This is a genomic window from Microbacterium sp. NPDC058062 (assembly GCF_042885375.1).
Classification (GTDB): domain Bacteria; phylum Actinomycetota; class Actinomycetes; order Actinomycetales; family Microbacteriaceae; genus Microbacterium; species Microbacterium trichothecenolyticum_C.
The window spans coordinates 670,024-689,526 of the sequence record NZ_JBHVSC010000004.1 but is presented as its reverse complement, the minus strand read 5'-3'; the positions used below and the strand labels follow the sequence as shown (position 1 = coordinate 689,526).

At 70.3% G+C, this 19,503-nt stretch carries 14 protein-coding genes; 7 read left to right on the top strand and 7 right to left on the bottom strand.

Features of this window, described 5'->3' with window-relative positions:
* Positions 1–12: 12 nt before the first annotated feature.
* The gene (locus ACFVSU_RS16375; protein WP_387145141.1) at positions 13–1,011 is read right to left on the bottom strand and encodes an Lrp/AsnC family transcriptional regulator; all 999 of its coding nucleotides are present in this window, start codon (positions 1,009–1,011) and stop codon (positions 13–15) included.
* Between the two features lie 143 nt (positions 1,012–1,154).
* Here ACFVSU_RS16375 and ACFVSU_RS16370 point away from each other — a divergent pair, with 143 nt between their 5' ends.
* The 3 genes from ACFVSU_RS16370 to ACFVSU_RS16360 are packed head-to-tail and all read left to right on the top strand — an operon-like array spanning position 1,155 to position 5,178.
* Positions 1,155–2,384, top strand: coding sequence for an amidohydrolase (locus ACFVSU_RS16370; protein WP_387145138.1), 1,230 nt, complete (start codon positions 1,155–1,157; stop codon positions 2,382–2,384).
* A 50-nt stretch (positions 2,385–2,434) separates the two neighbouring features.
* Complete coding sequence (locus ACFVSU_RS16365) at positions 2,435–3,793, top strand: DUF3100 domain-containing protein (RefSeq protein WP_387145136.1); 1,359 nt, start codon at positions 2,435–2,437, stop codon at positions 3,791–3,793.
* Complete coding sequence (locus ACFVSU_RS16360) at positions 3,793–5,178, top strand: L-serine ammonia-lyase (RefSeq protein ID WP_387145133.1); 1,386 nt, start codon at positions 3,793–3,795, stop codon at positions 5,176–5,178. The genes ACFVSU_RS16365 and ACFVSU_RS16360 overlap by 1 nt, the downstream gene beginning before the upstream one ends.
* 10 nt (positions 5,179–5,188) lie before the next feature.
* Here ACFVSU_RS16360 and ACFVSU_RS16355 read toward each other — a convergent pair whose 3' ends face one another.
* From ACFVSU_RS16355 to helR, 3 genes are all read right to left on the bottom strand, one after another.
* Positions 5,189–6,625, bottom strand: a complete 1,437-nt coding sequence (locus tag ACFVSU_RS16355) for a hypothetical protein (RefSeq protein WP_387145130.1) — start codon at positions 6,623–6,625, stop codon at positions 5,189–5,191.
* A gap of 61 nt (positions 6,626–6,686) precedes the next feature.
* The gene (locus tag ACFVSU_RS16350; RefSeq protein ID WP_387145127.1) at positions 6,687–7,658 is read right to left on the bottom strand and encodes a hypothetical protein; all 972 of its coding nucleotides are present in this window, start codon (positions 7,656–7,658) and stop codon (positions 6,687–6,689) included.
* A gap of 63 nt (positions 7,659–7,721) precedes the next feature.
* The gene (gene helR / locus ACFVSU_RS16345; RefSeq protein WP_387145124.1) at positions 7,722–9,956 is read right to left on the bottom strand and encodes an RNA polymerase recycling motor ATPase HelR; all 2,235 of its coding nucleotides are present in this window, start codon (positions 9,954–9,956) and stop codon (positions 7,722–7,724) included.
* A 312-nt stretch (positions 9,957–10,268) separates the two neighbouring features.
* Here helR and ACFVSU_RS16340 point away from each other — a divergent pair, with 312 nt between their 5' ends.
* Positions 10,269–12,623, top strand: coding sequence for an arylsulfatase (locus ACFVSU_RS16340; RefSeq protein WP_387145122.1), 2,355 nt, complete (start codon positions 10,269–10,271; stop codon positions 12,621–12,623).
* A 51-nt stretch (positions 12,624–12,674) separates the two neighbouring features.
* On the opposite strand, the gene ACFVSU_RS16335 is transcribed toward ACFVSU_RS16340, so the two are convergent.
* On the bottom strand, positions 12,675–13,337 hold the full coding sequence (locus ACFVSU_RS16335; protein WP_387145119.1) for a TetR family transcriptional regulator: 663 nt from the start codon (positions 13,335–13,337) through the stop codon (positions 12,675–12,677).
* 148 nt (positions 13,338–13,485) lie between these two features.
* On the opposite strand from ACFVSU_RS16335, the gene ACFVSU_RS16330 reads away from it, so the two are divergent.
* Complete coding sequence (locus ACFVSU_RS16330) at positions 13,486–14,940, top strand: purine-cytosine permease family protein (RefSeq protein ID WP_387145287.1); 1,455 nt, start codon at positions 13,486–13,488, stop codon at positions 14,938–14,940.
* On the opposite strand, the gene ACFVSU_RS16325 is transcribed toward ACFVSU_RS16330, so the two are convergent.
* Together ACFVSU_RS16325 and ACFVSU_RS16320 are read right to left on the bottom strand one after the other, a co-directional pair.
* Positions 14,909–16,024, bottom strand: a complete 1,116-nt coding sequence (locus tag ACFVSU_RS16325) for a Gfo/Idh/MocA family protein (protein WP_387145115.1) — start codon at positions 16,022–16,024, stop codon at positions 14,909–14,911. The genes ACFVSU_RS16330 and ACFVSU_RS16325 overlap by 32 nt on opposite strands.
* Entirely contained in the window at positions 16,021–16,746 is a 726-nt protein-coding gene (locus tag ACFVSU_RS16320) for a FadR/GntR family transcriptional regulator (RefSeq protein ID WP_387145112.1), read from the bottom strand. Before ACFVSU_RS16320 ends, ACFVSU_RS16325 begins: the two co-directional genes overlap by 4 nt.
* Positions 16,747–16,870: 124 nt before the next feature.
* Here ACFVSU_RS16320 and ACFVSU_RS16315 point away from each other — a divergent pair, with 124 nt between their 5' ends.
* Both ACFVSU_RS16315 and ACFVSU_RS16310 read left to right on the top strand, forming a co-directional pair.
* Complete coding sequence (locus ACFVSU_RS16315) at positions 16,871–18,469, top strand: ABC transporter substrate-binding protein (protein ID WP_387145109.1); 1,599 nt, start codon at positions 16,871–16,873, stop codon at positions 18,467–18,469.
* 73 nt (positions 18,470–18,542) lie between these two features.
* The gene (locus ACFVSU_RS16310; protein WP_387145107.1) at positions 18,543–19,499 is read left to right on the top strand and encodes an ABC transporter permease; all 957 of its coding nucleotides are present in this window, start codon (positions 18,543–18,545) and stop codon (positions 19,497–19,499) included.
* Positions 19,500–19,503: the final 4 nt, after the last annotated feature.

Genomic DNA, 19,503 nt, shown 5'->3' with positions numbered 1-19,503 from the left:
GCGTGGGCCGCTCTACGCACCCACTGAAGGCCCGGCGAACCCCGTCGCGCGCGTGTCGGCACCCACCGTCTGATTCATGTGCTTCGCGATGCGCAGCACCACGGCGCGGTCCCCGATGCGCGCGCCCCGCAGGGCTGACTCCAGTGCCACCTCGAATCGGTTCACGTCGGCGAGGCGGCGGAGCCACACAGCGAGGATGAGGTTGTACCGGCTTGCGGCGGTGAACGCGAGCCGGACTTCGGGCACCGATGTGATGGCAGGCCGGGCCGCCTCGAGCAGCTGGGCCGGAGCTTCGACGAAGTACCAGGCGTAGATGGGCCACCCCGACGCCGCACGCGCCATGTCGGTGCGGAAGCGAAGGCTGCCACGTGCGCGCAGCGTCGCCAGCGCGTCGGCGACGCGCTGGGGCGCGAAGCCGCTGCGCTCGGCGATCGTCGTGACCGGCACGCGTCCGTCGGCCCAGACTTCTCGCTCGATCGCGGCGCGCAGATCGTCGGGCACCCGCTGCGCGGCACGCGGCCGCGGCGGGCGTGGCGGTCGCACGTGCTGCGCTTCAGCGGGATCGAGTGCGCGCAGGCGCCAGCTGCCGCCGTCGATCAGCGTCTCGTTGGCCAAGTGCGTGCGGACGGAGCGCACACCGTCCAGTCGTCCGAGTCGGTGTAGCGCGTAGTCCGACAGTGCTGAGATGTCGGGTGCGAACACCAGGGCCATGAGGTCGCGTGAGCCCGAGGTCACGTCGAGCACGTATACGGCGGGGTCTCGCTGGAGCTCCTGGACGACGGCATCCAGCTTCGCCCGCTCGCAGTCGATCTCCATCAACGACAGCTGCCCGTCGGTCGAGTGGCCGGTGACCCACGCGATGCCCTCTTCCCGGAGGCGCGCCCAGCGACGAGCGAGGGTGCTGGCATCGACGCCGATGACGGGGGCGAGTTCGTTCCAGCTCGCGCGCGGCTCGATCTGCAGCGCGTGCACGAGCCGGCGGTCGATGGCGTCGAGCGAGATCTCCTGCATCCGGACCCTCCCTGGAACCGATCCTGTAATCAATTGTCCCGCAACAGATTCGTACTTTCCGCAGATATCGCGCATCGTCACGGAGTGGAAACATCTGAACGCGCACCATGTCCGCAACGTTCGCAACGACGAGAGGACACCTCGTGAGCCTGACCACCACCGATGCCGTGACCGTCACGGAGTTGAAGGACCGCGCCGCCGCGGGCGTCGACGCTCGTCGCGACGAGCTCATCGGCCTGAGCCACGCGATCCACGAGAACCCCGAGCTCTCGTGGGAGGAGCACGAAGCCGCCGCTCTCGTCGCGCGCACGCTCCAGGACGCCGGTTTCGCGGTCGAGGTCGGCGCGTACGGCGTCGAGACCGCGATCGAAGCGGTCTACGGCACCGGCGATCTCACGGTCGCGATCTGTGCCGAATACGACGCGCTCCCCGGCATCGGACACGGCTGCGGACACAACGTCATCGCGGCATCGGGTGTCGGTGCGGCTCTCGCACTCGCACCCCTCGCCGACGCGGCCGCTCTGCGCATCAAGCTGCTGGGCACGCCGGCCGAGGAGCACGGCGGCGGCAAGGTCGCCATGCTCCTCGAAGGTGCCTGGGAGGACGTCGACTTCTCGCTCATGGTGCACGGCATGACCGGTCACGACATCTCGGCCACGAGCTTCCGATCCACCGCGGTCGACCGCTTCGAGGTCGTGTTCCACGGGCGCACCGCTCACGCGGCCGGAATGCCTGAGCAGGGTCTCAACGCCGGCTCGGCGGCAGCGATCGCCCAGACCTCGATCGCGTTCCTCCGCCAGCACCTGCCGAAGGAGACGAACCTCAACGCCTTCGTCTCGCTCGGCGGCGAGGCGACGAACATCATCCCCGATCGCGCCGTCGTGCAGGTCGAGCTGCGCGCCTACGACATCGACATGTGGCGCGACATGAAGAAGCGCGTGCTCGCGTGCTTCGAGGGCGCTGCGATCGCGACGGGATGCCGCTGGGAATGGGCGCCGACCGAGCACCCGTACGCCCCTATGAAGCACGACCCCGCCCTCGGCGAGCTGTGGGACGCGAATCTCCTGGCCCGCGGACGCACGATCACGCCTGCCCCGCTCGGGGGCGGATCCACCGACATGGGCAACGTGTCGCAGGTCGTGCCGACCATCCACCCGACCATCGCCTTCCTCGGGCAGACGGGCCCCGCCCACAACCCCGAGTTCACTGCTGCTGCGGCCACGCCCGCAGCCGATGAGGCCGTCATCGACGCCGCCACGCTCCTCGCGTGGACGGTGCTCGACGTCGCCCTGGACGACGCCCTGCGCGCCGACCTGCTCCACCGCACCGCCGAGCGCCCCGCCGGGGCGACCCGGATCACGCCCGAGGCATGACCGATCCCGCCCGCCGGGACCCCGAAGCCTCCCCATCTGGAGAACCCGATATGACCGCTCACACCCGTACAGGCAGCGCCGCCTCCACCGGAACCTCGTCGAGCCCGATCGCGAAGGCGGCCTCGGCGGTCGCCCTCGGCTTCCGCAGCCCCCGGCTGTGGATCCTCATCGGCCCGATCGTCATCCCGCTCGGCATCGCGTCGGTGACGCTGCTGCCGATGATCTGGGGCATCACCGCCGGCGCGATCGTGTCCGGTCAGCGACTGAAGCCCCTGCCGATCGACCTGCAGCAGGCGGCGACGGTCATCATGGGCGTCGCGGTGCTGTTCCTGTGCGCACGGCTGTCGTTCACCATCGGCCCCAACATCCCGATGCTGCTGCAGGCTGGGCCCGCACTGCTGCTGCAGGAGGTCGGCCACCTGTTCGGCACCATCGCGCTGGCCCTTCCGCTGGCCGTGCTGCTGCGGATGGGGCCGGCCACCGTCGGCGCGACCTTCTCGATCGACCGCGAGGGCTCGTTCGCGATGGTCAGCGAGCGCTACGGCTCGGACTCGCCGCAGTACCGGGGCGTCCTGTCCATGTACGTGTTCGGCACCATCTTCGGCGCCATCATCGTGAGTCTCATCGCCTCGCTCGCCGCCTCGCTGGGCATCTTCGACCCGCTGGCTCTGGCGATGGGCGCCGGTGTCGGCTCGGGCTCGATGATGGCCGCCGCCGCGTCGGTCATCGTCTCGGCGCACCCCGACATGCAGGACCAGGTGCTCGCGCTCGCCGCCACGTCGAACCTCATCACGGGCGTTCTGGGCGTCTACATCGGCGTCTGGGTGTCGCTGCCGCTCGCCGACCGCTTCTACAAGCTGCTCACCCGCAACAAGGACGCGACCCTCCCCGGCCGTCGTTCGAAGGCGACCGGTGCGATGCCGACGTCTGCGGTCAAGACCGTCGAGGAGACGGTGCTCGAGAAGCCGACCGTGAGGGTCCCGCTGTGGGTCTCGATGCTCATCATCGGGTTCGGCGGGCTGGTCACGGCCGCGATCGCCGCCAAGGGGTTCTCGTGGGAGATGGTCATCGCGTACCTCGTGATGGGCGTCCTGGTCGCGGGCGGCATCGCGCTCGCCAAGGTCACCCGCGGCAAGGTCCCGGCGATCATCGTCGTCATGACGATCGGGGCGTTCCTCACCTCGCCGATTTCGCCCGTGGCCGGATGGTTCACGACGGTCGCCAACACGATCGACTTCCTGTCGCTCATCACGGTGATGCTCACGATCGCGGGTCTGAGCCTCGGCAAGGACCTCCCGATGCTCAAGAGCATCGGCTGGAAGATCATCCCGGTCGGGACCGTCGCGATCGCCGCATCCTTCCTCCTGTCTGCCGTGGTCGCCGAGTTCGCCCTGGGACTGTGGGGCTGATGATCCGCACCGCCGTCGAGGTCGAGCGCGGGGTGTACACCTCCGCGCTCGACCTCTTCTCGATCGGCATCGGCCCGTCGAGCTCGCACACGGTCGGGCCGATGCGGGCGGCCGCCGACTTCCGGACGCGGCTGGCCGACGCCGGCGTCCTGGCGGACGTCGTGCGGTTCGGCTGCCGCCTGCACGGCTCCCTCGCCGCGACAGGGGTCGGACACGGGACGCCGGACGCCGTCGTCGCCGGCCTCCGCGGATTCCGGCCCGAGACGGTCGATCCCGAGGTCGTGCACGGAGGGTGGGCGCTACTGCAGTCGGGCGTCTCGCTCGACATCGGCGGAGTGCCGTTCGTGCGCGAGGACATGGCGCTCGCACCGCACGAGCGTCCGCACGGGCATCCCAACTCACTGCTGCTGACCGCCGAACTCACCGCGGGGGCCGGGATCTTCGAGGAGACGTATCTCTCCATCGGCGGTGGCTTCATCCGCAGGCTGGGTGACGAGCGCGCCGGGCCGGGGACGGCTGCGCTGCCCGAGGCGGCCGCGGATGCACCGCAGTTCCGCACGATGCGCGAACTCCTCGATCTCGCCCGAGGCCGCACCATCGCCGACATCGCGTGGCAGACCGAGACCACCGTCCACGGCGCCGCCGAGGCGGCGCGCGGTCTCGACGCGATCTGGGCCGCGATGCGGGCGTGCATCGAGCGAGGGCTGCACTCCGACGGCGTCCTGCCGGGCGGGCTGCGCGTGCCGCGGAGGGCCGCCGCCGCGTGGCGGCAGCTGGGGGAACGCGGCGGATCGACGGATGCCGCCGAGGCGGTGTCCGTCTACGCGCTCGCGGTCAACGAGGAGAACGCCGCGGGTGGCCGGGTCGTCACGGCACCGACGAACGGCGCCGCCGGGGTGCTTCCGGCGGTGCTGTACCAGGCGGCCGTGCCGACGGGCTTCGATCCCGAACTCATCCGCACCTTCCTTCTCACCGCGACGGCCATCGGATCGCTCATCAAGGCGAACGCCTCGATCTCGGGCGCCGAAGCCGGCTGCCAGGCAGAGGTGGGAAGCGCATGCGCGATGGCGGCGGCAGGGCTCACCGCCGTCCGCGGGGGCACGCCCGAGCAGATCGAGAACGCCGCCGAGATCGCGATCGAGCACCATCTGGGCCTGACCTGCGACCCGGTCTCGGGCCTCGTGCAGATCCCGTGCATCGAGCGGAACGCCGTCGCCGCGTCGACAGCGATGACGGCGAGCCGGCTCGCGCTGCTGGGTGACGGCAGTCACATCGTCGACCTCGACACCGCGATCGAGACCATGCGCCAGACCGGCGCCGACATGTCATCGAGGTACAAGGAGACCAGCGCCGCGGGCCTCGCCGTCAACGTCGTGGAGTGCTGATCCGCGACGGCTACGGCGCCGCCGGTGCCGTGGGTTCGCTCTCGGCCGGAGGAGCGGCGGGTGGCTCCGCCGTCACCGGCGGCGTCGCGGGCTCAGCAGGTGCGGAGGCCGGTTCAACGGCGGGGACGGATGCCTCTGCCTCGGCCTGCGGCGCAGGCTCGGTGTCGGCCGGCGCGGGCTCCATCGGAGCCTGCTCGACCGCAACGGGCTCGACCTCGACGGGTTCCGACGGGACCGGCTGGTCCGCCTCCGGTTCTGCGGGCGCCGGCTCGGTTGCCGCGGGCTCGACCACCGCAGCAGCGGCAACCGGCTCAGCTGCCTCCAGAGCGGCGGCCTCGAGAGGGGCGACCACGCCGGGTGGCGGCTCGGGGAAGTCGAACTCGTCGTCAGGGTCTCCGGCCACCTTCGGGCCGATCTGGTCGGAGGTTGCCGGGGTACCCGGTGCGCCGGTCCAATGCTCCGGCGGGACGAGGCTCTCGTCGACGGTGAATGTCAGCGGGTTGTCCCACACGATCACCTCTGCCACCACGTTCGTCGCCGGGTCCTCGGCCGCGTATGCGACGTAGCGGTGCAGCGGACGTTCGCCGCCGGGGCACTGCAGGGTGTCGGCCGCGACGCCGGTGAGCGCGAACGTCAAGGTGCGATACAGGTCGCACTCAGGCTCCCGGTAACCGCGACGCCACGGCGCCGTCACCTCAGTGACGCCGTCCTCCGCCACGGGGTGGCTCGGGTGATCGAGACCCTGGACGCCCCACTGGGTCATGGAATAGGTGTACCTCGCGCGGGCCTCGTCGAACGAGCCTCGGCACATGGCGACACCGGCCGAGAGCAGGACGACGTAGCGCGGCGTCTTCATGTTGAACACCCCGAAGACGGGCTCGTTCGTCAGCCGGCTGGGCGCCAGGTACGCCGCGGCGGTGTCGCAGTCTCCCGACTCGAGGTAGCCGTACGCAGGGCCGTCGTCGAAGTTGTTCGGGCTCGTGTCGCTCTTCGGGAGGTCCCACGCGTAGACGACGGTCGGGGGCTGGCCGCCATTCCCGCCCTGGCCGCCATTGCCGCCCGAGCCTCCGCTCCCGCCGGAGCCGCCGTTCCCGCCGCCTCCACCATTCCCGCCGTTTCCTCCCGAACCACTCGAACCACCCGATCCGCCGCCCTGCCGGTTCCGCGGGGCGGGGCCCCCGCCGGAACCGGGCTGCTGAGTGTCGGTGCTCGGCGGTGACGCCGGGGGCGCAGCATCCGGAGTCGAATCCGGCGGCGCCGGCTCACCCGAGTCGGTCCGATTCACGTCATCACGCGAGTCGTCGTCCCGCTGCGTTGCGGGCGGCTGCTCCTTCTCCGGTGCCACGGGCGAGTATTCGCCGCACCCCGAGAGGCCGAGGGCGACCGCGACCGCGACCGCGGATCCGATCGCGAGCGATCGCTTCGGAGTGGTTCTTGTCGGAGACATCGCTTCCCTCCTTCGTCGAGGATCTGCAGTTGTGGAGGGGTGAAGGGGTGGGGGAGATACCTCAGCCCTGCCCCGCGACCTCGGGCTCCGGGTCGACGCTCGCGCAGGGGCCGAAGCCTCCGGCGTCCGCGATCCCGTGGACATCTCGCACGAACGTGAACCGCAGGCCGTCGCCGTCGACCGGGAGCATGACGACCACGCCGTAGTCGAACGTCCACTCGTCCGAGATGAGGAAGTACTTCCCGCCCGTCGATTCGAGGAGGCGCAGGCCGCGATACCGGTACCGGAGGTCCTCGCCGGATCCGGCGCACGCGACGTCGACGCCCGGCGACACGATGTCGAGGGGCGCGGCGCTGTCGACCATCACTCCCGGCAGCTTCTCGATCTGGTTCGGGAAATCGCGGGCGAGCTCCGTGCCCTCGACCGTCGCGTAGTTCATCGCCGACCAGAACAGCCCGATCGCCACGAGGATCGCGATCGCGCCCCGCAGGACGCCCTCGGTCATCGGGGCGAACCTCACCGCGTTGCGGAGTCCACCGCGCAGCATCAGCCCGTAGAGGAGCAGGAGCATTCCGCCCGCGCACACGAGGGGTGCCGCGATGTACGTGATCGCGTACCCGATCAGCCCGAGGACGAGGCCCAGCGCGAACACGCCGACGGCGATGAGCCACATCCAGCGCGCAACCCACGTGACGATGCGATCGTCGCCTCCGAACCGGATGCGCCGGCGCCGGAGCCACTGGTCGAGCCCGACCCACGCGAGGCCGGCGATCGCCGCGCAGATCGGGAGCAGCACCACCGGCTGCACGCTCCGGCGGACGTAGTCGTCGACCGTCATCCCGAGGATGGCCTCGTCGATGCCGAGCATCTTCGCCATCTGGTCGCTGCGCACCCAGCCGAAGTACACGAGGAGGGCGGTCAGCACACCGACGTTGGCGACGACGGCGAGCAGCGAGCGCACGAGCGACCCGCGCGTCTCGCGATCCGCGGCCTCGACGGCCTCGGATGCCTCGTCTTCGACGTCTGTGCTCACACAGGGGAGAGCGGCCGCGACGCGCCGCAGATACGCGGGCGCCGCGGCATCCGTCCCCCGTCGCTAACCCTCGAGCACCACCAGCCGCTCCGTCGCGCGGGTCATCGCGACGTAGCGGTCGACCGCACCCTCGATGCCCTCGCCGAACGACGACGGCTCGACGAGCACGACGAGGTCGAACTCAAGGCCTTTAGCGAGCTCCGGCGTCAGTGAACGCACCCGCTCGCGGGGCGCGAACGAGGGGTCGCCGATGACGCACGCCACGCCCTCGCCGTGCTCCGCCAGCCACTCCGACAGGATCCGGTCGCGGTCCGCCACCGCGGCGTGGCGAACCGGCACCCCGCTCGACCGGATCGACGTCGGCACGTTCGCGTCGGGGATCGCCGCGCGGATCACCGGCTCCGCCTCGGCCATCACCTCGCTCGGCGTGCGGTAGTTGATGGTGAGCGACGAGACGCCCACCTCGGTCAGGCCGGCCTGCTCGAGGCGCTCCTGCCACGACTCGTGGAACCCGTGGCGCGCCTGTGCCCGATCGCCGACCACCGTGAAGCTGCGCGACGGGCAGCGGGCCAGCAGCATCCGCCATTCCGCATCGGTGAGCTCCTGCGCCTCGTCGACGATCACATGCGCGAACGGCCCCGCGAGCAGATCGAGGTCGACCGCGTCGAGCACGGACTCGTCGACGAGGCTGTTGCGCAGATCGTCGCCGTCGAGCCACTGCATCATCTCGTCGCCGGCCTCCTTCAGCCGGTCGACGACCTGCGCCATGTACTCGCGCTCCTGCGCGAGCTTCGCCTCGCGCTCGCGGCGACGCCGCGACGCCCCCGGGTCACCCAGCCGTCGCCGTGCTGCGTCGAGCAGCGGCAGGTCGGAGGAGGTCCAGGCCGTGGGGACCGCTCGCTGGAGGGCCTCGACTTCGTCCGGCTCGAGCCACGGCGCGCAGCGGCGCAGATACGCGGGCACGCTCCACAGATCGGAGACGAGAACGGATGCCTCGACCAGCGGCCACGCGCGGCCGAAGGCGCGCGTCAGCTCCTCGTTGCGGGCCAGCGCCCGCCGCAGCTGGTGCAGCGGCACCTCTTCGCCGTCGACCTGGTCGGTGAGGATGTCGAGGATCGTCTCCCACACCTGGTCGCGCGCCTCGTTGTGTGGCAGGCCCGCCTCCGCCGACGCGAACGCCTCGGCCCAGTCCTGGGGATCGAGCCGCAGCTCGGCCCAGGGCGTCTCGATGACCAGGCTGGTCGTGGGCGGCTCCTCGTAGAGCCGCACCGCGGGCTCGATCGCGTCGATCATGCGGGCGTCGGCCTTCAGGCGGGCGACCCGGGCATCGGGCTCGGCGCCGGCGACCCCGCCCTCGGCCACGAGGTCGCGCAGGGTGCACGTCTGCACGCTCTCCTCACCGAGGCTCGGGAGCACGTCCTCGACGTAGGAGAGGTACGCGGGGCTCGGACCGACGAACAGCACGCCGCCGCGCCCCTCGCCGAGGTGCGGGTCGGAGTAGACGAGGTACGCGGCGCGGTGCAGCGCCACGACGGTCTTGCCCGTGCCGGGGCCGCCGTCGACCACCAGCGCGCCACGCGAGCCGGCACGGATGATCGCGTCCTGGTCGGCCTGGATCGTGCCCAGCACGTCGCGCATGCGCGGCGAGCGACTGGCGCCGAGACTCGCGATGAACGCGGACTGGTCGTCGAGGGCGGCGTTGTGATCGAGTCCCTCGGCGGTGAACACCTCGTCCCAGTAGTCGGTCACGCGGCCGCCGGTCCAGCGGTAGCGGCGGCGGCTCACGAGCCCCGAAGGATGGGCGTGCGTCGCGGCGAAGAACGGCTCGGCGGCGGGCGTGCGCCAGTCGACGAGCAGGCGCCGGCCCGCAGCCGGGCCCACGCGCCCGGAGGCTCCGAGCGACGCGCCAGCGGCGCTTGGAGGGGGCGTGGGGACCGTGAGTCCGAAGCGGCCGATGTAGACGGGCTCACTGCCGTCGGCGGGGACCATGCGGCCGAGGCACGCGTCGACTCCAAAGCGGCGCAGCACCCGCAGCCGGGCGGAGATCCGGTGGATCTCGAGGTCGCGCTCGACGCCGGCCTGTCCGTGCCCGCCGGGACGGCGGCGCAGCTCGTCGAGGCGGGCCTCGAGCCCTTCGATGGAGCGCGAAAGCGTGTCGGCGATCGCGGCGAAGTGCTGCTCGTCGCCGCCGATGAGCGCCGGGTCGGACTTGGCTGCGAGGCGGTCGGGAAGGTGGAAGGCGGTGACGTCGGCTGTTCGGGAGGACGGGTGGGAATCGCTGATCGGAGGGGTGTTCACGGCATGGGCTCCTGGCGGCTTCGCGACGCGGAATCGGACGGAGTGAGTCAGAGGAGAAGGGCGGGGGAGCGTCGCGACCGACCAGTATGCGCCCTCGGGGGGCCCTTGCCGCAAGGCCCCCACCCCCGGATATCCTGGTAGTGGCAGGAAGGTCGCGCCTCTGCGTGCGCAGACCCCCGTCACCCACTGTTCATCGGCACGGACGAGTTCACGCGATCCGAACGATGTCGCTCGCGCCGGTCCGTCGATACTGTGGCACCGACCGAGGGGTGGTGCTCTCGCCCGCCTGCTGCTCGGGGACAGGAGACACGCATGACCGCAGACGACCGCACCTCCGTCGTGGGAGCACCGCTCCCACCCGCGCGGGGACTGCCCTTCCCGCCGAAACCGTCAGGCAGCTACGCAGGTCGGACGCTCGCCGAGTCGACGTACTCGCCGCTGCCGCCGGAGCGGCACCTGAACGACGACGCGCCCAACGTGCTCGTCATCCTCATCGACGACGCGGGGCCCGCGTTGCCCGCGCCGCTGGGCGGCAAGGTCGCCACCCCGACTCTCGATCGCATCCGCCAGGGCGGTATCGGCTACAACCGCTTCCACACCACGTCGATGTGCTCGCCGACGCGTGCGTCGCTGCTCACGGGGCGCAACCAGCATCGGGTCGGCGCGGGTCAGATCGCGGAGCTCGCGGCCGACTGGGACGGCTACTCGGGACACATCCCTAAGAGCAGCGCGACCATGGCCGAGGTGCTGCGCAACTACGGGTACTCGACGGCGGCATGGGGCAAGTGGCACAACACCCCCGCCGAAGAGACCACGAAGGCGGGTCCCTTCGACAACTGGCCGACCGGCAACGGCTTCGAGTACTTCTACGGGTTCCTGGCCGGTGAGGCGTCGCAGTACGAGCCCAACCTCGTGCGCAACACCACATCGGTGCTGCCGCCGAAGACGCCGGAGGAGGGGTATCACCTCAGCGAGGACATCGCCGACGACGCGATCGCGTGGCTGCGCGACCACAAGGCGCTCTCGCCCGACAAGCCCTTCTTCATGTACTGGGCGACCGGCGCCATCCACGGCCCGCACCACGTGCACAAGGAGTGGGCCGACAAGTACAAGGGCGTCTTCGACGACGGCTGGGACGCGTACCGCGAGGACGCCCTCGCTGGCGCGAAGGCCGCGGGCTGGGTCCCCGAGGACGCCGTGCTGACCCCACGCCCCGATTCGCTGCAGGGCTGGGACGACATCCCCGACCACCAGAAGCCGTTCCAGGCCCGGCTCATGGAGGTGTGCGCCGGCTTCGGCGAGCACGCCGACGTGCAGGCCGGCCGCGTTGTCGACGAGCTCGAGCGGCTCGGGTACGCCGACGACACGATCGTCATCTACATCTGGGGCGACAACGGCTCGTCGGGCGAGGGTCAGAACGGCACGATCAGCGAGCTGCTCGCGCAGAACATGATCCCGACCACGATCGACCAGCACATCGCGGCGCTCGACGAGCTCGGCGGCCTCGACGTGCTGGGCACGCCGGCGACCGACAACCAGTACCACGCGGCCTGGGCGTGGGCGGGGTCGTCGCCGTACCAGGGCATGAAGCTCATGGCCTCGCACCTGGGCGGCACCCGCAACCCGATGTTCATCCAGTGGCCCGGGCGCATCGAGCACGATCCGGTGCCCCGCACCCAGTTCCACCACGTCATCGATCTGGCCCCGACGATCTACGAGATCCTGGGCATCTCGCACCCCGACACCGTCAACGGCATCCCTCAGGACCCGATCGACGGCACGAGCTTCGCGTACTCGATCGACGACAAGACCGCCGACGGCCGCCATCGGGTGCAGTACTTCGAGGTCATGGCGAGCCGCGCCATCTACCAGGACGGCTGGATGGCCTCGACGACGGGTCCACGTCTGCCCTGGGTGCCCGGAATGCCGGCGGGTATTCACACCTGGACGCCCGACGACGACAAGTGGGAGCTGTACAACCTCGACGAGGACTGGAGCCAGTCGAAGGACCTCGCCGCCGAGGACCCCGCGAAGCTCGCCGGGCTCAAGGAGCTCTTCGCCATCGAGGCGGCGAAGAACAAGGTGCTCCCGATCGGCGGCGGGCTGTGGATCGCGCCGCTGCACCCCGAGCTGCGCATCTCGCCGCCCTACACGGAGTGGGAGTTCACCGGCGACACGTTCCGCGTGCCCGAGTTCTGCGCTCCCGCCCTCGGCAACAAGCCGAACGTCGTCACGATCGAGGTGAAGGTCGGCGACAAGGCCAACGGAGTGCTCTACAAGCTCGGCGGCGCGGGCGGCGGCCTCACGGCCTACGTCGTCGACGGCGTGCTGACGTACGAGTACAACCTGTTCCTCGTGCAGCGGACGACGATCGCGGCGACCGAGCCGCTCGCCGCCGGTGACCACACGATCGAGATCGAGACGTCGTACGTCGTGCCGAAGCCGGGCGGACCGCTCAGCGTCGTGCTGCGGGTCGACGGCACGGAGGTCGCCTCGGGAACGGTGCCGGTCAGCGCACCGCTGCTGTTCTCGGCGAACGACTGCCTGGACGTCGGCCGCGCGTACGGCGGCGCCGTGTCGCGGGCGTACGCCGACAAGATGCCGTTCGCGTTCGACGGCGACATCGGCCGCGTCCACGTCGCGTACAAGGTGCCCGCGCAGGCCTGACGCAGATCGACAGTGGCCCCGGATCGTTCGCGGTTCCGGGGCCGCTCTCGTTCACGGACGAGACGGATGCTGCGCACCCGCCCCCGTCGTCGTGGCATCGGTGCGCAGCGTCCCAGGGCGCAGACCGAGCGTCCACTCGGCGACGTCCGCGACGAAATGCTCGCCGGCGTCGAGCCTGGCTTCGTGGGCGTTGTTGACGTAGGCGCCCTGCCCGTCCACGGCCATGAGGATCCGCGTGCACGCACCGAGGGGGTCGACCTCGGCGAACTCGCCCGCGGCGATCCCCTGCTCGATGATCTCGACCAGCCCGGCCTCGTTGAGTCGCTCCTGCGCGACGACCGCGTCGTCGAGCGCGGGGCTGAACCGCGAAAGGTGGCGGGCGTTCATCCAGAGCCGCGCGAGATCCCACGAGTCGAGGCTCTCGAAGCCGGCCACAAGGTGCGCGAGACGGGCGGTGGGGGCGCCGACTCGCGGGAAGAGCTCCGCCCGCTCGGCGGTCGCCGCCCGCGTGAACGCGGCCACCACGAGATCCTCGGCGGCGGGGAAGTAGTGGGTGATCAGGCCGGGACGGACGCCGAGCCGGTCGGCGACGGCTCGCAGCGTGATGCGCTCGAGTCCCTCGGTGAGGGCGATGTCCGCAGCGGCCGCGAGGATCTCCTCCCGGCGCTCCTCGGGGCGCTTGCGGACCCGGCCGGACACAGTGCTTGACACCATGGCGCCCATGTTATTGGATGTGTGACCAATAGGCTATTGTTCACACGGCCAATAGTCGCAACATCCCGAGCAACGAAGCCCGCGGCCCGACGACGTCGTCCTGCCGCCCGAGAGGATCACCGTGTCACAGCCCCCGCAGACCGTTCCGATGCCGCCGCACGATTCCGCGAAGTTCGTGGATGCCGCGACCCAGCCCGAGACGCGCGGCATCGAGCTCATCGGGGCAGGGGAGCGACACGGCCGCGCGCGCGACCTCTTCTTCGTGTGGGCGGCGCCGAGCGTCAGCATCCTGAACTTCACGATCGGCGCGACGCTCGTGCTGCTCGGGCTGGAACTCTGGCAGGCCGTGCTCGTCGTGCTCGCCGCGTCCGCCCTGTGGGTGTTCCCCGGCGTCATCGCGATCAGCGGCCCCGCGGCGGGGACGTCGGGCTCCGTCATCACGCGCGCCATCTACGGCATCATCGGCAACAAGCCGGTGGTCGCGTTCACCGGCTGGCTGATCGGGGCGGTGTTCCTCGCCCTCACCTGGCTCGCCTCGTCGTTCCTCGGAGCGGACCTCTTGGCGGGCATGGGCCTCACAGACCCCGTCGTCGTCCCGATCGCGGTCACCCTGGTCATCTCGGTGCTCACGGTGATCGTCGCCGTGTACGGCCACGCCCTCATCCTGCGCGTGTACTCCTGGCTGGCGATCGTGCTCGCGGTGATCTTCGTGACCGTGACAGCGTTCATCCTTCCCCAGGTCGACTGGAGCTATCACCCGGCCGAGCCGCTCACGGGGGTGCCGCTGTGGTCGGCGGTCACGATCGGGTTCACGATCATCGCGTCGGCGCCGATCTCGTACATCAACAGCCCCGACATCGCGCGCTACCTGCCGCGCTCGACGAAGCCGTCGCACATCATCGCGGCGACCGCACTCGGCGGGGCTCTGCCGGGCATCGTCTTCACCGTGGTCGGGGCGCTGCTGGCCACCGCGATCTCGGCCGAGGCGATGCACGCCGGCATCGAATCCGCGCTCCTCGGGCTTCTGCCCGACTGGCTCGGACCCGTCCTCGTGATCGGCGTCGTCGTGAACACCATCGCCCTCAACGGCATGACGACGTACACGTCGAGCATGGCGCTGCAGGCGATCGGCCTCTCGATCCGCCGTATCCCCGCGGCGATCGTCGTCGGCCTTATCGGCACCGCGCTCACGATCTACCTCGTGCTGTCGACGAGCTTCCTCGACGCCGTGAACCTCATGCTGCAGTTCCTCGTGATCGTGTCGGCGCCGACGATGGCGGTCTTCGTGGCGGACGTCGTGCTGCGGCGCAACCGCTACGACGGCGTCGAGCTCTTCGACGAGGGGCGCGGTGGGCGCTTCTGGTACAGCGGCGGCTGGGGCATCCCGGGCATGGCCGCGGTCGTGCTCGGCGGCATCGCGACCGCGCTGTGCCTGTCGACCGAGGTCTGGACCGGCCCGATCGCGGAGGGTCTCGGCTACGTCGACCTGTCGGTGCCGGTCGGCATGCTCGTGTCGGCGCTCGTCTACGCGGTACTGCTGCGCACGCGGCTCGGGGCGCACGCGGGCGGGATCACGCCGCCGCTCGCTCCTCCGGCAGGGTGACCTCGTCGACCCGCACCGTGCGTCCGAGCCGGAGAGCGCGGGTGAGGGCTTCGGCCGTCGCGATCGACGCGCGTGCAGCGGTGCCGTCGGTCAGAGCTGCGAGTGCCGGATCGATCTCGAGGGAACCCGTCGCGAGACCGTCGAAGTACTCGATCTCGGCGCGCATCGCATGGCGCAGCCAGCGCGGCGGACGCCGGCTGGGGTCGCCGTAGGTCACGCCGCTGCCGCCGGACGCCGCTCGGTTCTCTCGGGTGCGCTCGAGGTCGACATCGAACGAGGCATGGAGCGGGAAGCGTTCGACGTCGTCGCCGCGGCGAAGCGTCACGCCGACGTCCTGCATGTCGATGTGGAGGATCCCGGTCGTGCCCTGGATCGTGATGGTGTGCTCGGGCTGCCGGAACACCGATCCCCACTCGAGGGTGGCGTAGCGCTCGCCCGGGAACGTCGCGGTCGCCAGCAGGAGCGCATCTTCGTCGCCGGTGCGCGGTCCTGCCTGCGGCGCTGCGCCGCCGGTCATCGAGACGGTCTCGGCCGGGCCGATGAAGTGCTGCAGGATGTCGAGCTCGTGGATGTGGTGGAAGAGATGACCGCCCGACGAGGCGCGCATCTTCTTCCAGCCCGGCGCGGCCGTGCCGTCCTCCCATCCGACGCGCGCGGTGCGGGCGACGACCGGATCGCCGATCGCGCCCTCCGCCACCAGCCGCGCGGCACGGCGGATTCCGGGCATGAAGTGCATGACGTGGCCGGCGAGGAAGAGCGCGCCCGAGCGTTCGGCGGCCGACACCATGGCGTCGCATTCGGCGTAGGTGAGGGCGACAGGCTTCTCGCAGAAGACGTGGCGGCCCGCGAGCGAGGCGAGCTCGGCGGATTCGCGGTGCACATGGTTCGGCGAGGCGACGATCACGGCGTCGGCGGCCTCGACGAGCGCCGCGACCGAGTCGACGACGCGGCAGCCCGCCTCCTGGGCGAGGTCGGCGGCGTCCCCCGTCGAGTAGACGGCCGCGAGCTCGGCGTCGGGCAGGTCGCGGAGGATGCGCGCGAACTCCTTGCCGAAGTAGCCGGCCCCGACGATGCCGTACCTCACGCGGATCGCCGCTCGGCGGCCTGCATGAGCGAGCGCTGCAGCGGTCCGTAGTGCTCGACCACCGCCGCGCGGTAGGCGTCGCGGTCGCCTCGACGCGCAGCATCCAACATGTCCCCGTGTGCCCGTGCGGTGAGCTGGATGTCGGACGGGACCGCGATGTCGAGCTGGGGGACCACGGCGGTGTGGACGTCCCAGAAGGCTCCCACGAGCTGACTCGCGAGCAGGTTGCCGGTCGCCGCGAACAAGGTGGTGTGGAACGCGCGGTCGGCCTCAAGGAACGTCTCGCCGCGCGAAGCGCGGTCGTTCATCTCGGCGACCATCGCCTCGAGATCGGACGTGTCGGCGCCGCGCAGGCCCTCCACGACGCGATCGGTCATCGCGAGGTCGAGTGCGAGGCGCACCTCGACGACCTCGCGCAGGGCGTCGATCGACCCGTCCGGGGCGAGGACCCCGCGGAAGACCAGGGCTTCCACCATCGGCGCCAGCGACATCTTGCCGACGTAGGTGCCGTGCCCGTGACGGACGTCCACGATGTCGAGTGTCGACAGCGTGCGGATCGCCTCGCGCACCGAGGAGCGCGACACGTCGAGCGTCTCGCACAGCTCCGCCTCCGTGGGGAGCGGATCACCCGGCCGGAGCTGGCGAGTGAGGATGAGCTGCTTGATCTGATCGGCGGTCGTCGCGCGCCGCATCCGCGATCCGCGCTGGTCGATCGAGGTCATCCGGCCCTTCCTTTCGGGGGTAACAAGTTCGTTTCGCCCATTGTGGCGGGCTCCAACGTGTGTTTATAGTACGTCAGACGTCTGATGTTCTCAAGATGTCCAACCTTCATCATTTGGAGCACACATGAACCGATACACGACGCGCACCCGGCGCGGTCGTCTTGCGGTCGCAGCGGCCGGCGCCGTGGCCACCGCGCTCGTGCTGGCGGGATGCGGATCGGCCGCATCCTCGACGCCCGAGCAGACGAACGCGAGCGCCGAGGTCGATCCCGATGGCGTCATCGAAGCCGGCATCTCGTACGCGCTGAGCGGCAGCTTCGACCCGATGATCGCGTCAGGCGCCGTGACCGTCGCGGCGAACTGGCACATCTTCGAGGGGCTCGTCGACCTCGACCCGGTGACCAAGCAGCCGTACGCCGCGCTCGCCGCGGATCTGCCGACCCAGGTGGACGACACCACCTACGACATCGACATCCGCGAGGGCGCGACGTTCCAGAACGGCGACCCGGTCACCGCGGACGACGTCGTGTACAGCTACGAGCGCGTGCTGGACCCCGCCAGCGGCTCGCTGTTCACCACGTACATCAGCTTCATCGACTCCGTCACCGCCGTCGATGACGACACCGTCGAGATCACCACGAAGTTCCCGTTCTCGCTGCTGAACGAACGCCTCGGAATCGTCAAGATCGTCCCCCAGGCTCTCGTGGAGGAGGACCCCGAGGCCTTCGGTGCCAACCCGGTCGGCTCGGGCCCGTACTCGCTCGTCTCGGCGGTCCCCGAGGACAAGCTCGTCTTCGAGCGGTTCGACGACTACAACGGCCCGCGCCCCGCGAAGGCCGCCGGCATGAACTGGAACCTCCTCGCGGACTCGGCCGCGCGCGTGACCGCGATGTCGTCGGGCACGATCCAGGCGATGGAGGACGTCCCCTACATCGACGTCGACACGCTGGCCGCGACGGCCGACGTCGAGAGCGTGCAGTCGTTCGGCCTGCTCTTCATGATGTTCAACACCCAGGCGCCGCCCTTCGACGACCCCCGCGTCCGCCAGGCGTTCTTCTACGCCCTCGACATGGACAAGATCATCGAGACCGGCATGCTCGGCAACGCGACGGCTGCGACGTCGTTCCTCCCCGACACGTATCCGAACTACAACGAGGCGTCGACGGTCTACAGCTACGACCCCGACAAGGCGGAAGAGCTCCTCGACGAGGCGGGCGTCTCCGACCTCTCGATCACGCTCCTGACGACCGACACCGGCTGGGTGAAGGAGGTCGCGCCGCTCATCAAGGAGTCGCTCGATGCGATCGGGGTGGACGTCACGCTCGACATCGGCCAGTCAGCGGCGCAGTACGCCAAGGTCGACTCCGGCGACTACACCGTCATGGTCGCCCCGGGTGACCCGTCGGTCTTCGGCAGCGACCCCGACCTGCTCATGAACTGGTGGTACGGCGCGAACGTCTGGACGCAGACCCGTACCCACTTCGCGGACACCCCGGAGTACGCCGAGCTGCGTGAGCTGCTCGACACCGCGGTGCAGGAGACCGGTGACGCGCAGCAGCAGACCTGGAACCAGGCGTTCGACCTGATCGCCGAGCAGGCCGTGCTCTACCCGCTCTTCCACCGCAAGCTCCCCACCGCGTGGAGCAGCGAGCAGCTCGTCGGGTTCCAGCCGGTTCCCACGACAGGTCTGTCGTTCCTCGACGTCGGCGTCGCCGCCGGCTGATCCACGGCGGAGGGTGCGCCGCCCGAGCGCACCCTCCGCCCTCCCCACCACTCGCCCCAGGAAGGAGCGGCACGTGTCCAACACGCTCCGCCTCATCGGTCGGCGGCTCCTGCAGCTGCCGTTGATGATCCTCGGCATCACTTTCCTCGTGTTCTTCGTGATGTCCTTCTCCCCGGTCGACCCGGCGCGCACCGCGCTGGGGGAGACCGCCTCTCCCGAGGCCCTCGAGGCGTACCGCGACGCCAACGGCCTCAACGACCCGCTCATCGTGCGGTACCTCGACTTCCTCGCCGGACTGTTCCAGGGCGACCTCGGCACCTACTCGGCGCGAAGCCTCCCGGTCACCGACGAGGTCGCCCGAGCGTTCCCGATCACGCTGTCGCTCACGTTCTTCGGCCTGCTCATCGCCGTCGTCGTCGCGTTCGTGCTCGGCGTCCTCGCCGCCGTCTACCGCGACCGCTGGCCCGACCAGATCATCCGTGTCCTGGGTGTGGCGTCGCTGTCGACGCCGTCGTTCTGGCTCGCGATCCTGCTCATCCAGCTGTTCACCCTCCAGCTGGCGGTGCTCCCGGCATCCGGTCCGCTCCCCGACTTCTGGGAGGACCCGGCGGGCTGGCTCGCGCGCATGACGCTTCCTGCGATCGCCCTCGCGATCCCCGTCATCGGCCAGCTCTCGCGCGTGGTGCGCACCTCGATGGTCGAGGAGCTCGATCGCGACTACGTCCGCACCGCGCTTGGCGCCGGCATCCCTCGTGTGATCGTGGTCGGTCGCAACGTGCTGCGCAACGCCCTCATCACCCCGGTCACCGTGCTCGGCCTGCGGGTCGGCTACCTGCTCGGCGGCGCCGTCGTGATCGAGGTCATCTTCGCCATCCCCGGCATGGGCACGCTGATCCTGAACGGCGTCACCAACAACGAACCCAACCTCGTGCAGGGTGTCACACTCGCCGTGGCGCTGGCCTTCGTCGTGATCAACATCATCGTCGACCTCCTGTACGTGCTCATCAATCCCCGAATCCGGGCGGTGTGACGAC

Coding starts and splice junctions, on each gene's coding strand:
- ACFVSU_RS16355 (WP_387145130.1), bottom strand. CDS start 6,625: ATGTCTCCGACAAGAACCACTCCGAAGCGATCGCTCGCGATCGGATCC.
- ACFVSU_RS16360 (WP_387145133.1), top strand. CDS start 3,793: ATGATCCGCACCGCCGTCGAGGTCGAGCGCGGGGTGTACACCTCCGCG.
- ACFVSU_RS16375 (WP_387145141.1), bottom strand. CDS start 1,011: ATGCAGGAGATCTCGCTCGACGCCATCGACCGCCGGCTCGTGCACGCG.
- ACFVSU_RS16340 (WP_387145122.1), top strand. CDS start 10,269: ATGACCGCAGACGACCGCACCTCCGTCGTGGGAGCACCGCTCCCACCC.
- ACFVSU_RS16330 (WP_387145287.1), top strand. CDS start 13,486: ATGCCGCCGCACGATTCCGCGAAGTTCGTGGATGCCGCGACCCAGCCC.
- ACFVSU_RS16365 (WP_387145136.1), top strand. CDS start 2,435: ATGACCGCTCACACCCGTACAGGCAGCGCCGCCTCCACCGGAACCTCG.
- ACFVSU_RS16335 (WP_387145119.1), bottom strand. CDS start 13,337: ATGGTGTCAAGCACTGTGTCCGGCCGGGTCCGCAAGCGCCCCGAGGAG.
- ACFVSU_RS16315 (WP_387145109.1), top strand. CDS start 16,871: ATGAACCGATACACGACGCGCACCCGGCGCGGTCGTCTTGCGGTCGCA.
- ACFVSU_RS16320 (WP_387145112.1), bottom strand. CDS start 16,746: ATGACCTCGATCGACCAGCGCGGATCGCGGATGCGGCGCGCGACGACC.